Here is a 13,457-nt window from a genome sequence, read left to right on the forward strand (position 1 = left end):
CTATGCCTCGCGCACTCTTGTCGCGAATCGCAATCCCGCTACTGTTTTGTATCCTCGACATAAATCGTGAACGCAGTATAGTTATCGGGCGCTACAGATGAAAGCGTGCCGTTTCTGTCAACAATGGCGACCATGGCTGCCAGCCACTGCTCGGCGGAAGTTGACGATTCGAGGACCTTCTCCATCTCCTGTTCGGTGATCCACTCCCAGAATCCATCGGTACAGATCAACACGGCATCGCCCGTCTGGAGCAATACCGGCGCAGCGCTCACCTCCGCCTTGTGCTCCCCCGCGACACCGAGTGCCGCACACAAGGTGCTGCGTTGCGGATGTCCGCGCAACTGGCCAGCTTCGCAATAACCCGCGTCGACCAGCTGCTGCACGAGACTATGGTCCTTTGTAACATGCCGCACCTGATTCTCGCGGAACAGGTAGACCCGGGTATCGCCGACGTGGCCCCACAAAGCCGAGCGGCTCGCGCAATCGATCAGCAGCAGCGCCACTGTCGCGCTCATCCCATCCAGTTCTTGCTGCTCCGACTGGCGCCGCGCCAGTTCGGCCGCTGCGTTCTCGATATAGGAATGCAGTGCCTGCGGGCCGAAAGCGGCTTCCCGAACAAAGCTGCCGATAACTGCCTCAATCACAGTCTGCGACGCGATCTCCCCGCCCTGCAATCCGCCGACGCCATCCGACACCACGAAGCAGGCCAGCTGGCCTGCATAGCTGCTGCCGAGGGCATCCTGATTGGACGGGCGGCCGCCGGCATGGGTAAGCTGGGCAACATCCAGGAGGAGATTGCCACAGGCAGCCGCGACGTCAGCCATTTTGCGGCTTGTTCTTGAAGCGTTCGATTTCCTTTTCATAGGCCTGGAGGAAAGCCGGGCCAAACAGCATCTGGAAATCGTCCTGCGCTTCCACATTGACCTTTTTGAAAAGACCGATATAGGTATCCCAGAGTCTGGCCTTGCGCCGCGACGGGATCAGCGAATCGAGGAATCCCCCGGCTTTCACACGCCTTTCCACCCGCTCGGGATTGAACCGACGCAGCACATCCGCCATGGCTGCGCGAACGCCGGCGACAACACCGAGCTGATGTGCATGCAAATCTTCATAGGCATCCTGCATCGCTTCGACCGGCCCCATGAAACCGGGCATCTTCTTCCGGAACATCTGCGTCAGGACGGTTTCCCCATCCTGGAAGAACTTCAGAGGGTTGTTGTTCCTGACGACTACCATCGTCACGTCTGCATTGACCTCGCGCTTGACCAGCGCCCGCAATGCATTCAATCCTATCGTCCCCTGCACTGAGGTCGCCAGCATCATGCCGATCATTTCCATGACTTCCGGCGTCAACCCCTGCGGGAGCGCCGCAGGCGGAAGTCCTACGCCTCTCAGGAAAGCGTGAATAAGCGCTTCAGGGTCGGAATTCTGCATTGCCGGAACGGCATCCGCCTGGGCATGCTCGGCAGACGGTTTATGCGCTGCCTGCGGCAGGAGGTCTGCAGATGAGCGATCTGTTGTACTTGTCATAGGCTTGGGTGAATCTGGATTTGAACTGAAATTAAGCCGCTGGGGTGCTGTCTTTCGTAAAGAGCTATCGCGAGATGCAGACGTGTGATTGTCTTTGCTTTCCGGGTCGAGGATTCATGGAAGGCTTGCAGGAGCGTCCGGCAACGAGCATCGAGTCTCTCATGCAGCCATGCAAAACATGCCAGAAGGCATTTTAGCGAATCTCCATAGGCGAGAGAGTTTATTTATCAACATTCAACAGATTCCCGTTGTCTATGTTGCCGACAGAAGACAGGATTGCCTTTATGCTGACGTTTTGTAATCAAACGTTACGGGAGAAGAAATACAGGAAGAAAAGTTTGCGACTGCATCATGAACATGTGTCGGCGTTTCGTGCCTGTTCACCCAAATCCTTCAGCCAGTATTCCTGATACGTTCCAGCGCATCGCTCACCCGCGGATAAAGCAATTCGACGCCGAGTTCCGACTTCATGCGCTGATTCGAAAGCCTGCGCGATTCGGACATGAACGACAGCTGCAGTGGCGAGGCCTGCTGCTCCAGTTCTCTGCGTGACAGACGCGGCGGTCGCGGCAGACCGAGTGCGTCCGCCACCGCATCGAAATACTCGCCCATCTTCATTTCGGAGTCGTCCACGGCATGATAGATGCGACCGGGCAAACTCCTGAAGAGCGCTGCAGCCACTATCCGCGCCAAATCATCGGCGTGGATATGGTTGGTGAAGACGTCATCCTCTTCGCTCAAGGCCGGTGTAGCCTTGTTCAGGCGCTCGACGGGCAGGCGGTCCTGGGCATAGATGCCCGGCACGCGCAGAATGGCGAGGCGCGAACCCGACCGCCTGGCCCAGGCGCGCAACGCCCGTTCGGCATCGACCCGCCTCCTCGCCCTAGCATTCATTGGGCTGACAGGCGCGGTTTCATCTATCAGCGCGCCGGCACGGTTTCCGTACACTCCGCTCGTGCTGACATAAACGAGTGTGGCATGGTCGGGTAAAATGGCGGTCAGATTGCGGGTACGCCGGTCTTTGAGGCCTTCCGGCTGCGGCGGCGCAAGATGCACGATGCATTCCGCCAGTCGCGCAAGCCGGCCCAGGCTGGCAGGCCGGTCGAGATCGGCAATGATGGGAATCGCACCGGCGCCCCGCAATTCGGCACAGCGCGATTCCTGGCTGGTCACGGCGAATACGCGAAAGCGTTCCCGCACAAGAGGCAGGAGGCGCATGCCGACATCTCCGCAACCAATGATCAACAGCCGCCGCCTGGCAAATCGATTGGCGCAATTTTTCAACTGTCTATTTTTCATCTTCGGGATTGTATGAGTTTCCAAGTAACTGTCCAGCCGAGCGGTCGGCAATTCACCTGCGAGGAAGGCGAGACCATTCTGACTGCCGCCATCCGTTCCGGCGTCGGCCTGCCCTACGGATGCAAGAACGGTGCTTGCGGTTCCTGCAAAGGCAAGCTGCTGGAAGGCAGTGTCACGCACGGCGTGCATCAGGAAAAGGCCCTGAGCGCGGCGGAAGAGGACAAGGGCCTGTCGCTGTTCTGCTGCGCGACGCCGCATTCGGATGTGGTGATCGAAGCGCGCGAAGTGCTCGGCGTTGGAGAGTTCCCGGTGAAGAAGCTGCCTACCCGTGTCGCGAAGATCGACCGGGTCGCCGATGATGTCGTGGTCGTTTCTCTGCAGCTGCCGGCCAACGAGCGCCTGCAATACCGCGCAGGACAATATCTCGAATTCATCCTGAGGGATGGCCGGCGTCGCAGCTACAGCATGGCCAATGCCCCGCACATGGACGACCATATCACCCTGCACATCCGCCACATGCCCGGCGGCCTGTTCACCGATCATGTCTTCGCCAACTTGAAAGAGCGCGACATCCTGCGCTTCGAGGGTCCGTTCGGCACATTCTTCCTGCGCGAAGACTCCGACAAGCCGATGGTGCTGCTGGCTTCCGGCACGGGCTTTGCCCCGATCAAGGCCATCGTCGAGCATGCCGCATCGACGAAATCCGAACAGCCAATGGTGCTGTACTGGGGCGGACGGCGTCCGAAGGATTTGTACATGCATGCACTGTGCGAGGAATGGACGCGCAGCCTGCCGAACTTCCGCTACGTGCCAGTGATCTCGGAGGCGCTGCCGGAAGACAACTGGAGCGGGCGCACCGGCTTCGTGCACCGGGCGGTCATGGAAGATCTGCCCGACCTGTCCGGCTATCAGGTCTATGCCTGCGGCGCGCCGGTCATGGTAGATGCCGCCAAGCGTGACTTTACTGCGCAGTGCAAGCTTCCGGAGCAGGAATTTTATGCGGATGCCTTTACTTCGGAAGCGGATCTGGCAAAGACTTGACCTGATATGACAGGCAGCGTTGATAAAACCTTTTGACGCACTGCGCAAAAAATCATAATATTGTTTGCATGAATACGACAGCTATCAGACTCTTGCGACGCCGCACTCCGCTGCCCCAGCCTGCGGAGCCCTGCTTGTAAGCGTCAGCTGATCATCAAGCCACAGGCCCGCCCTGTGGCTTTTTTTTTAATCGCCCTTCGCGGACATCATTCATCAACCGCCCTTGCCAGGAGTTTCGACATGGAATTCAGCCAGTACGACACCAATGCCCTCATGCGCATCACCAATCGCCCGCCGCTCGTCTTTGTTGAAGGACGCGGAATGTGGCTGACTGATCATGCCGGCAAGCGCTACCTGGATTATCTGCAAGGATGGGCGGTGAACTGCCTCGGCCATTCGCCGCAATGCATCGTGGATGCGTTGACCGCACAGGCCGGCAAGCTGATCAATCCTTCCCCCGCCTTCTATAACGCGCCTTCCATCGAACTGGCTTCGCTGCTGACGAAGAATTCCTGCTTCGACCGGGTTTTCTTTGCCAACAGCGGCGCCGAGGCGAACGAGGGCGCGATCAAGCTGGCGCGCAAATGGGGCAAGGTCAACAAGAACCAGGCCGGAGCGGATCGGTACGAGATCATCACCTTCAACCACGGCTTCCACGGTCGCACCATCGCCACCATGTCCGCCAGCGGCAAGGCCGGCTGGGACAGCATGTTCGCGCCGCAGGTGCCGGGCTTCCCGAAGGCCGAGCTGAATGATCTTGCCAGCGTCGAAAGGCTGATCACCGACAAGACCGTCGCCGTGATGCTCGAGCCGGTGCAGGGCGAAAGTGGCGTGCTGCCGGCAACTCGCGAGTTCATGCAGGGCTTGCGCGAACTTACCAGGAAGCGCGGCCTGCTGCTGATCGTCGACGAGGTGCAGGCCGGAATGGGCCGCACGGGTACCCTGTTCGCCTACCAGTTGTCGGACATCGAGCCGGATATCATGACGCTCGGGAAAGGCATCGGTGGCGGCGTGCCGTTGGCTGCCCTGCTCTGCCGTGAAGAGGTCGCGGTATTCGAAGCGGGCGAACAAGGCGGCACCTACAACGGCAACCCGGTGATGACGGCAGTGGGTGTTGCAGTCATCAAGGAACTGCTGAAACCGGGATTCCTGCAATCGGTGAAGGACAAAGGCGCCTACATGCGCGGCGAACTGCTCAAGCTGTGCGCCAAGCATGGCCTCGAAACCGAACGCGGCGAAGGCTTGCTGCGCGCCCTGAAGCTGGGCAAGGATATCGGTCCGCAAATCGTGGATGCGGCACGCGACATGAACCCGGTCGGCCTGCTGCTCAATTCGCCGCGCCCGGACCTGCTGCGCTTCATGCCGGCCCTGAATGTGACGACCGAGGAAATCGATCAGATGATTTCCATGCTCTCGGACATACTGAAAAAGCTGGGAAATTAATACAATCCCGCCAATGAAAAAGGGGCGACGCCCTTAAGCGTCGCCCCTTTTTTATGCTGCCCGAATTATTTCTTGCGCGCCGGCGGAAGATCCGTGCAGACGCCTTCAAACACTTCGGCCGCCATGCCCACCGATTCGCCAAGCGTCGGATGCGGATGGATGGTTCTGCCGATATCAACTGCATCGGCACCCATCTCGATCGCCAGCGCGATTTCGCTGATCAGGTTGCCGGCATCGGTACCGACGATACCGCCACCTACAATGCGGTGCGTCTCGGCATCGAACAGGAGCTTGGTGAAGCCTTCCTCGCGGCCATTGGCCACCGCGCGTCCGCTTGCTGCCCAAGGGAACAGGCCTTTTTCCACCTTGATGCCCTTGGCTTTCGCCTCGTCTTCCGTGATGCCGGCCCAGGCTACTTCGGGATCGGTATAGGCGACGGACGGAATGACGCTCGCATCGAAGTGCGACTTCTGTCCCGCCGCGGCTTCCGCCGCGACATGTCCTTCGTGCACCGCCTTGTGCGCCAGCATGGGCTGGCCGACGATGTCGCCGATGGCAAAGATGTGGGGGACATTGGTGCGCATCTGCGAATCGACATTGATGAAGCCGCGATCGGTTACCGCAACACCCGCCTTGTCAGCGCCAATCTTCTTGCCGTTGGGGCTGCGCCCCACTGCCACCAGCACCATATCGTAAAGCTGCGGTTCGGGAGCCGTGCCGCCGGGCTCGGCGCTTTCGAAAGTCACCTTGACGCCTTCCTTCAGTGCCTCGACCCCGACCGTCTTGGTCTTGGTCATGATCCTGTCGAAACGCTTCTCGTTGACCTTCTGCCAGACCCTGACCAGATCGCGGTCGGCGCCCTGCATCAATCCATCCAGCATTTCGACCACATCGATGCGTGCGCCCAGCGTCGAATACACCGTCGCCATTTCCAGGCCGATGATGCCGCCCCCGATCACCAGCATGCGCTTCGGAATGAACCGCAATTCGAGCGCGCCGGTGGAATCGACGATGCGCGGATCTTCCGGAACGAAAGGCAGCTTCACCGCTGCCGAACCGGCCGCAATGATCGCCTGCTTGAAGCGCACGGTCTTCTTGTTGCCGTCGGCTGCGGCGACTTCCATGTGGTTGGGGCTCAGGAACTGTCCCACGCCCTGTATCACGTTCACCTTGCGCGCCTTCGCCATGCCGGACAAGCCGCCCGTCATCTTGCCGACCACCTTTTCTTTCCAGCCACGCAGCTTGTCGATGTCGACTTCCGGCTTGCCGAAACTGATGCCATGGGCCGCCATCGCTGCCGTCTCATCGATCACGGCAGCCACGTGCAGCAGCGCCTTGGAAGGAATGCAGCCGACATTCAGGCAGACACCACCCAGTGTCGCGTAGCGCTCGACGAGCACGGTTGACATGCCTAGGTCGGCCGCGCGGAATGCCGCAGAATAACCGCCCGGTCCCGCGCCCAGCACCAGCATGTCACACTCGACGTCGCTGCCGCCGCCATAGCTTGCGGCAGCCGGTGCAACGGCGGGAGCCGCAGGCGCAGGAGAAGCCTTGGGTGCAGCGGCCGGCGCGGGCGCTGCGGGAGCGCTCGCTGCGGCGTCTTCCGATGTTTCCAGCGACAGGAGCACGGAGCCTTCCGATACCTTGTCGCCCACCTTGATTTTCAATTCCTTGACCACGCCCGCATGGCTGGAAGGAATCTCCATGCTGGCCTTGTCGGACTCCACCGTAATCAGCGACTGGTCGACTTTGACCGTGTCGCCCGGCTTGACCAGCAACTCGATGACTTCCACATCCTTGAAGTCGCCGATGTCCGGGACTTTGACTTCTGTTAAGCTCATAGCTTTAGCTCCGTTCTCCCCTTTCCCTTCACGGGAATGGTTATTCACTTCATTGGGAAACTGTAAATCCGGAACGGCCCCGACGAACTCTTGTCGAATTCCGCTCCGGCCCGTACGCCGATTTCCGCCACATCTCGCGCGCTTTCTGCGCGTTCATATACGGCATACATGGCGCCAAGCGCGAAATTGCGGCCGCTGCCGATACCCCAGAAACGATCGAAACTGAATACCTCGCGATAGGAATACACGCCGAAAATTCCATAGGGGTTGGCGATCAGGGAAGTGATCTGCGAAGACTCATAGGGATCGTCTTCGTCTTCCTTCGTATTCAGGAAATATTTTTCCTTGAGGATTTCGTGCACTTTCGAGTAAGTCTCGAAGACTTCCTCGCGGTTGCGCAGCTTGCACTCTTCGCCCATCTCGGTAAGCAGCTTGCGCATGACCGGAAAATGGGCGGCGGTGCCGGCCAGCGTGATGTACGACTCACCGACCTGGAAGATCTTCTCGTTGACTTCGTAGGCATGCGACAGGCGGGTGTCGCCGAAGGTGACCAGGGAATCGGACGCTATAGCGACCTCGTAGTTCTTCTTGACGACAACACAGGTAGTCATTGCGAATCTCCGTGGACTAAGCTGGGAAGCGGCGATGCCCGCAGCATGACTTCATCGTCCTGCACGGCATCGCCTGCGCCTGTTGTCCGATCCTCTGGCCGCCAGGCTTCACAGCAGGGACTTGCGCATGTCGCCCAGCACTTCGGCCAGATAAGCGGCGAAGCGCGCACCCATCGCGCCATCGATCACCCGATGGTCGTACGACAGGGACAAGGGCAGCATCAGGCGCGGCGCAAACTGCTTGCCATCCCAGACCGGCTTGATGGACGACTTGGACAAGCCGAGGATCGCCACTTCCGGTGCATTGATGATCGGGGTAAAGGCGGTGCCGCCGATGCCGCCGAGCGAGGAAATCGTGAAGCTTGCGCCCTGCATGTCGGCCGGCTTCAGCTTGCCCTCGCGTGCCTGAGAGGAGAGCTCGCTCATTTCCTTCGCGATCTGCGCGATGCCCTTCTTGTCGGCGTCCTTGATCACCGGCACCACCAGGCCTTGCGGCGTATCGGCGGCAAAACCGATGTGGTAATACTGCTTGAGGATCAGGTTCTCGCCCTTTTCATCGAGCGAGGCGTTAAACGCCGGGAATTTCTTCAGCGCGACGACACTGGCCTTGATCACGAAGGCGAGCATGGTCAGCTTGACGCCGGATTTTGCCAGTGCCTCGTTGGATTCCTTGCGGAAGGTTTCCAGGTCGGTCACATCAGCTTCGTCGAACTGCGTCACATGCGGAATCATGACCCAGTTGCGGTGCAGATTCGGTCCGCTGATCTTCTTGATGCGCGAGAGCGGCTGCAGTTCGGTCGGCCCGAACTTGGAGAAATCGAGCGACGGCCAGGGCAAGAGATCGAGCCCGCCACCGCCTCCCCGGGTTCCGCCTGCTGCCGCCGGAGCACCCGTGGCGCCCGACATTACGGCCTTCACGAAACTCTGGACATCCTGATGCAGGATGCGACCTTTCGGACCGCTGCCTTTCACGCGGACGAGATCCACGCCCAGCTCGCGTGCAAGCTTGCGGACAGAAGGCGACGCATGAGGCTTGCTGCCTTGCGGTTCCACCGGCTCCAGCGCGGCAGTCGGGGACACCCTGGCAGGTGCTGCAGCCGGCGCGGCTGGAGCTGCGGCTGGCGCAGCGGCCGGAGTTTGGGCTGCCGGCGCCGGTGCGGCGGGTGCAGCTGCCGGTGCCGCGCTTTCCGCGCCTGCCGACGCAAGTGTCAGCAGCAAGGATCCTTCGGAAACCTTGTCACCTACCTTGATTTTCAATTCCTTGACCACGCCTGCATGGCTGGACGGAATCTCCATGCTGGCCTTGTCGGACTCTACCGTGACCAGCGACTGGTCGACCTTGACCGTGTCGCCCGGCTTGACCATGACTTCGATGACTTCCACCTCTTTGAAGTCGCCGATGTCCGGCACCTTGACTTCCACAGTAGAAGCCGTTGCAGCGGCAGGTGCTGCCTGCGGTGCAGCAGCGGCTGCCGGTGCAGCTGGCTTGGCGGCGGCCGGTTCATGCACGACGGGAGCGGCAGCGCCTTCGTCTTCCACGAGCAACAGCAAGGAACCTTCACCGACCTTGTCGCCCACCTTGATTTTCAATTCCTTGACTATGCCCGCATGGCTGGAAGGAATTTCCATGCTGGCCTTGTCGGATTCCACCGTGACCAGTGACTGATCAACCTTGATCCGGTCCCCCGGCTTGACCATGACTTCGATGACTTCCACTTCCTTGAAATCGCCGATATCCGGGACTTTGACTTCCGTTAAGCTCATAGCTTTAGCTCCGTTCATTCCCTTCCCTCTCCCGGGAGGACGAGCCAGGAATGGGGGTCCGGGTCGTGCCCGAGGCCCCCATCGTCATTCCTGGCCCTTCGCCTGAGAGAGAAGGGAAATTGTTAGTCTTGTTTATCGAGAGTTACAGCGTAACCGGATTCGGCTTGTTCGGATCAATGCCGTACTTGGCAATTGCCTCCGCGACCTTGGACGCCGGGATGGCGCCTTCGTCAGCCAGTGACTTGAGCGCAGCGACAGTCACATAATAGCGATTGACCTCGAAAAATTCGCGTAGTTTCGCGCGAGTATCCGAGCGGCCAAAGCCATCCGTACCCAGGACTTTATAGCTGCGGCCCTTCGGCATGAATGCACGGATCTGCTCGGCAAAGGTGCGCATGTAATCGCTCGATGCCACGATCGGACCTTTCGTGCCTTCCAGGCATTTCGTGACATGCGCCACGCGCGGCTGTTCGGTCGGATGCAGCATGTTCCAGCGCTCCACATCCTGGCCGTCACGCGCCAGCAAGGTGAACGACGGTGCCGACCAGACATCGGCGCCGATACCCCAGTCGCTCTTGAGCAAGTCGGCCGCGGCGATCACTTCACGCAGGATCGTGCCCGAACCCATCAGCTGCACGCGCTGCTTCGCTTTCTTTTCGCCTTCCTGCAGCAGGTACAGTCCCTTCAGGATACCTTCTTCCTGTCCGGGCTTGATTCCCGGATGGCTGTAGTTCTCATTCATCAGGGTGAGGTAATAGAACACATCTTCCTGCTTCTCGACCATGCGCTTCAAGCCATCGTGCATGATGACGGCGACTTCGTGGGCGAAGGTCGGATCGTAAGGCACGCAGTTCGGGATGGTCGAGGCGAGCACATGGCTGTGGCCGTCTTCATGCTGCAGGCCCTCGCCGTTCAGCGTGGTCCGGCCGGCGGTGCCGCCGAGCAGGAAGCCGCGTGCCCGCATGTCGCCCGCAGCCCAGGCGAGATCGCCGACACGCTGCAGGCCGAACATCGAGTAATAAATGAAGAACGGAATCATGATGCGGTTGTTCGTCGAGTACGACGTCGCCGCCGCAATCCACGAGCTCATGCCGCCCGCTTCGTTGATGCCTTCCTGCAGGATCTGGCCCGACTTGTCTTCACGGTAGTACATCACCTGGTCCTTGTCGACTGGCTCGTACAACTGACCCTGCTGGCTGAAAATGCCGATCTGGCGGAACAGGCCTTCCATGCCGAAGGTACGGGTCTCATCGACCAGGATAGGCACGACGCGCTTGCCGAGATTCTGGTCGCGCAGCAGCGTGGTGATAATGCGCACGAAGGCCTGGGTGGTCGAGATTTCGCGGCCCTCGGCAGTCGGATCGAGCACCGCCTTGAACGCATCCAGTTCCGGCACCGGCAGGTGTTCATCCGCCTTCACGCGGCGCTGCGGCAGGTAACCACCCAGAGCCTTGCGGCGCTCGTGCAGATACTTGATTTCCGGTGCATCGTCGGACGGCTTGAAGAACGGGACTTCTGCCAGCTTGTCGTCCGGAATCGGAATATTGAAGCGGTCGCGCATTTCGCGGATCGCCTCGTCGTCCAGCTTCTTGGTCTGGTGAGCGGTATTGCGCGCTTCGCCGGAGCGGCCCATGCCGAAGCCCTTGATGGTCTTGGCCAGGATCACCGTCGGCTGGCCCTTGTGCTCCTGGGCCTGCTTGAATGCAGCATAGATCTTGTGCGGGTCATGGCCGCCGCGGTTCAGGCGCCAGATGTCATCGTCCGACATCTTGGAAACCATTTCCAGCAGTTTCGGATGCTTGCCGAAGAAATGCTTGCGCACATAGGCGCCGTCCTTGGCCTTGTAGTTCTGGTACTCGCCGTCGACGGTTTCCATCATGACGCGCTGCAGGATGCCTTCCTTGTCACGCGCCAGCAGTTCATCCCAGTAGGAACCCCAGATCACCTTGATCACATTCCAGCCGGCGCCGCGGAAATCGGCTTCCAGTTCCTGGATGATCTTGCCGTTGCCACGCACCGGTCCGTCGAGGCGCTGCAGGTTGCAGTTGACCACAAAGACGAGGTTGTCGAGCTTTTCGCGGCCGGCCATCCCGATCGCGCCCATCGATTCCGGCTCATCCATTTCGCCGTCGCCACAGAATGCCCACACTTTCCGCTTTTCGGTGTCGGCGATGCCACGCGCATGCAGATATTTCAGGAAACGCGCCTGGTAGATCGCCATGATCGGGCCAAGACCCATGGATACCGTCGGGAATTGCCAGAAATCCGGCATCAGCTTCGGGTGCGGATAGGAAGACAGGCCCTTGCCATCGACTTCGCGGCGGAAATTCAGCAATTGCTCTTCGGTGAGACGGCCTTCGAGGAAGGCGCGCGCATAAATGCCGGGAGAGGAATGGCCCTGCAGGTAAAGCAGGTCACCGCCATGGTTTTCGCTCGGCGCATGCCAGAAATGGTTGAAACCGGTGCCCAGCATGTTGGCCAGCGAGGCAAAGCTGGAAATATGACCACCGAGGTCGCCGTCAGCCCGGTTGGCCTTGACCACCATCGCCATCGCATTCCAGCGCATCCAGGAGCGCAGGCGTTCTTCATATTCGAGATTGCCCGGGCTGTGTTCGCCAAGGTGGGCAGGAATGGTGTTGACGTAGGCGGTATTGCTGGAAAACGGAATATGGGCACCACGGCGGCGGGCGAGGTCAACCATGCGTTCCAGCAGATAGTGCGCCCGTTCCGGACCTTCCGCTTCAATCACGGCTTCAAGGGCATCAAGCCACTCTTGCGTTTCCATTACGTCTGGATCATTGGCGGCTTGGGCCAAAACCTGGTCAAGTTGGGCTGACATGTTGCGTCTCCTAATGGGGTACCTGCCGCTTTGACATCACAACAGGCGATTTGTGACAAAACTGAAGCTTATTTACTTCGAAAAACATTCTAGCAACAGTTTCGGTATTTTCAAAATACGAGATTTGATTTTGCAATATGAAATTTGAAAACAAATGTAATTCCTGGCACCTCCGGTCCGGCGGACTGTGCCAGGCGGGCGACTTATAATCCGGTTTTACCCCACTCTTCGATGCTTTTCCCATGTCCGCACAACTCATCAATGGAACCGAACTTTCCCGTCAACTGCGCGCCGAAGTCGCGCAACGCGCTGCAAAACTCACGGCCCTAGGCAAGCAGCCGGGACTGGCAGTAATTCTGGTAGGAACAGATCCGGCATCGCAGGTCTATGTGCGCAACAAGGTAAAAGCCTGCGAAGACAATGGCCTGTATTCGGTGATGGAAAAATATGATGCGGACATGAGCGAGCAGGAATTGCTGGCCCGCATCGACGCCTTGAACAAGGATCCGAAAATCCACGGCATCCTGGTGCAACTTCCCTTGCCGGCGCATATCAATGCACACAGGGTGATTGAAGCGATTGCCCCCGAAAAGGATGTCGATGGCTTCCACATCAGCAATGCCGGACTGCTGATGACCGGCCAGCCTCTGTTCCGCCCATGCACGCCCTACGGCGTGATGAAAATGCTGGAATCGATCGACTATCCGGTTCGCGGCGCGCACGCAGTCATCGTTGGTGCATCGAATATCGTCGGCAAGCCGCAAGCCATGCTGCTCTTGCAGGCGGGAGCGACCGTCACCATCTGCAACTCGAAGACGCGTGATCTTGGTCATCACACGCGGCAGGCAGACATCCTGGTGGTTGCCACCGGCAAGCGCAATCTCGTCACCGCCGACATGATCAAGCCGGGCGCAGTCGTGATCGATGTCGGCATGAACCGCGACGACAATGGCAAGCTGTGCGGCGACGTCGATTTTGCCCACGCCAGGGAAGTCGCCGGCTATATCACGCCGGTGCCGGGCGGTGTGGGGCCGATGACGATTACGATGCTGCTGGTAAACACCATTGAAGCTGCAGAAAGAGCGTAAA

The 13,457-nt window shown here is 59.4% G+C and carries 10 protein-coding genes; 3 read left to right on the forward strand and 7 right to left on the reverse strand.

Translation table 11 applies throughout. From position 1 onward, the window contains the following. Positions 1-38: 38 nt before the first annotated feature. From HGHM_RS11355 to HGHM_RS11365, 3 genes are all read right to left on the reverse strand, one after another. On the reverse strand, positions 39-824 hold the full coding sequence (locus HGHM_RS11355; RefSeq protein ID WP_019141652.1) for a PP2C family protein-serine/threonine phosphatase: 786 nt from the start codon (positions 822-824) through the stop codon (positions 39-41). Next, the gene (gene tagH, locus HGHM_RS11360) at positions 817-1,644 is read right to left on the reverse strand and encodes a type VI secretion system-associated FHA domain protein TagH (protein ID WP_075111711.1); all 828 of its coding nucleotides are present in this window, start codon (positions 1,642-1,644) and stop codon (positions 817-819) included. Before tagH ends, HGHM_RS11355 begins: the two co-directional genes overlap by 8 nt. 279 nt (positions 1,645-1,923) lie before the next feature. Next, a complete protein-coding gene (locus HGHM_RS11365) occupies positions 1,924-2,829 on the reverse strand; it encodes an SDR family oxidoreductase (protein ID WP_051155292.1) in 906 nt (301 codons plus the stop codon). 12 nt (positions 2,830-2,841) lie between these two features. Between HGHM_RS11365 and HGHM_RS11370 the strand changes: the two genes are divergently transcribed. Both HGHM_RS11370 and HGHM_RS11375 read left to right on the forward strand, forming a co-directional pair. Next, positions 2,842-3,870 (forward strand): CDP-6-deoxy-delta-3,4-glucoseen reductase, encoded by a 1,029-nt coding sequence (locus tag HGHM_RS11370; protein WP_019141655.1) that lies wholly within the window; start codon positions 2,842-2,844, stop codon positions 3,868-3,870. A gap of 240 nt (positions 3,871-4,110) precedes the next feature. After that, the gene (locus HGHM_RS11375) at positions 4,111-5,313 is read left to right on the forward strand and encodes an acetylornithine transaminase (RefSeq protein WP_019141656.1); all 1,203 of its coding nucleotides are present in this window, start codon (positions 4,111-4,113) and stop codon (positions 5,311-5,313) included. 65 nt (positions 5,314-5,378) lie between these two features. On the opposite strand, the gene lpdA is transcribed toward HGHM_RS11375, so the two are convergent. From lpdA to aceE, 4 genes are all read right to left on the reverse strand, one after another. Next, a complete protein-coding gene (gene lpdA / locus HGHM_RS11380) occupies positions 5,379-7,154 on the reverse strand; it encodes a dihydrolipoyl dehydrogenase (protein WP_019141657.1) in 1,776 nt (591 codons plus the stop codon). A 44-nt stretch (positions 7,155-7,198) separates the two neighbouring features. Continuing rightward, positions 7,199-7,765, reverse strand: coding sequence for an Ntn hydrolase family protein (locus tag HGHM_RS11385; protein WP_019141658.1), 567 nt, complete (start codon positions 7,763-7,765; stop codon positions 7,199-7,201). Positions 7,766-7,873: 108 nt separating this feature from the next. After that, positions 7,874-9,529, reverse strand: a complete 1,656-nt coding sequence (gene aceF, locus HGHM_RS11390; RefSeq protein WP_019141659.1) for a dihydrolipoyllysine-residue acetyltransferase — start codon at positions 9,527-9,529, stop codon at positions 7,874-7,876. Between the two features lie 142 nt (positions 9,530-9,671). Then, entirely contained in the window at positions 9,672-12,368 is a 2,697-nt protein-coding gene (aceE, locus tag HGHM_RS11395; RefSeq protein WP_026075934.1) for a pyruvate dehydrogenase (acetyl-transferring), homodimeric type, read from the reverse strand. Between the two features lie 242 nt (positions 12,369-12,610). On the opposite strand from aceE, the gene folD reads away from it, so the two are divergent. After that, positions 12,611-13,456, forward strand: a complete 846-nt coding sequence (gene folD / locus HGHM_RS11400) for a bifunctional methylenetetrahydrofolate dehydrogenase/methenyltetrahydrofolate cyclohydrolase FolD (protein WP_019141661.1) — start codon at positions 12,611-12,613, stop codon at positions 13,454-13,456. Position 13,457 lies beyond the last annotated feature (1 nt).

Origin of the sequence: Noviherbaspirillum massiliense JC206 (assembly GCF_000312045.1) — a bacterium.
In the GTDB taxonomy this organism is placed as follows: domain Bacteria; phylum Pseudomonadota; class Gammaproteobacteria; order Burkholderiales; family Burkholderiaceae_D; genus Noviherbaspirillum; species Noviherbaspirillum massiliense.

What these genes read in the sequence shown, in the direction of transcription:
- HGHM_RS11355 (WP_019141652.1), bottom strand. Translation starts at nt 824, where the DNA reads ATGGCTGACGTCGCGGCTGCCTGTGGCAATCTCCTCCTGGATGTTGCC.
- HGHM_RS11365 (WP_051155292.1), bottom strand. Translation starts at nt 2,829, where the DNA reads ATGAAAAATAGACAGTTGAAAAATTGCGCCAATCGATTTGCCAGGCGG.
- HGHM_RS11370 (WP_019141655.1), top strand. Translation starts at nt 2,842, where the DNA reads ATGAGTTTCCAAGTAACTGTCCAGCCGAGCGGTCGGCAATTCACCTGC.
- HGHM_RS11375 (WP_019141656.1), top strand. Translation starts at nt 4,111, where the DNA reads ATGGAATTCAGCCAGTACGACACCAATGCCCTCATGCGCATCACCAAT.
- lpdA (WP_019141657.1), bottom strand. Translation starts at nt 7,154, where the DNA reads ATGAGCTTAACAGAAGTCAAAGTCCCGGACATCGGCGACTTCAAGGAT.
- HGHM_RS11385 (WP_019141658.1), bottom strand. Translation starts at nt 7,765, where the DNA reads ATGACTACCTGTGTTGTCGTCAAGAAGAACTACGAGGTCGCTATAGCG.
- aceF (WP_019141659.1), bottom strand. Translation starts at nt 9,529, where the DNA reads ATGAGCTTAACGGAAGTCAAAGTCCCGGATATCGGCGATTTCAAGGAA.
- aceE (WP_026075934.1), bottom strand. Translation starts at nt 12,368, where the DNA reads ATGTCAGCCCAACTTGACCAGGTTTTGGCCCAAGCCGCCAATGATCCA.
- folD (WP_019141661.1), top strand. Translation starts at nt 12,611, where the DNA reads ATGTCCGCACAACTCATCAATGGAACCGAACTTTCCCGTCAACTGCGC.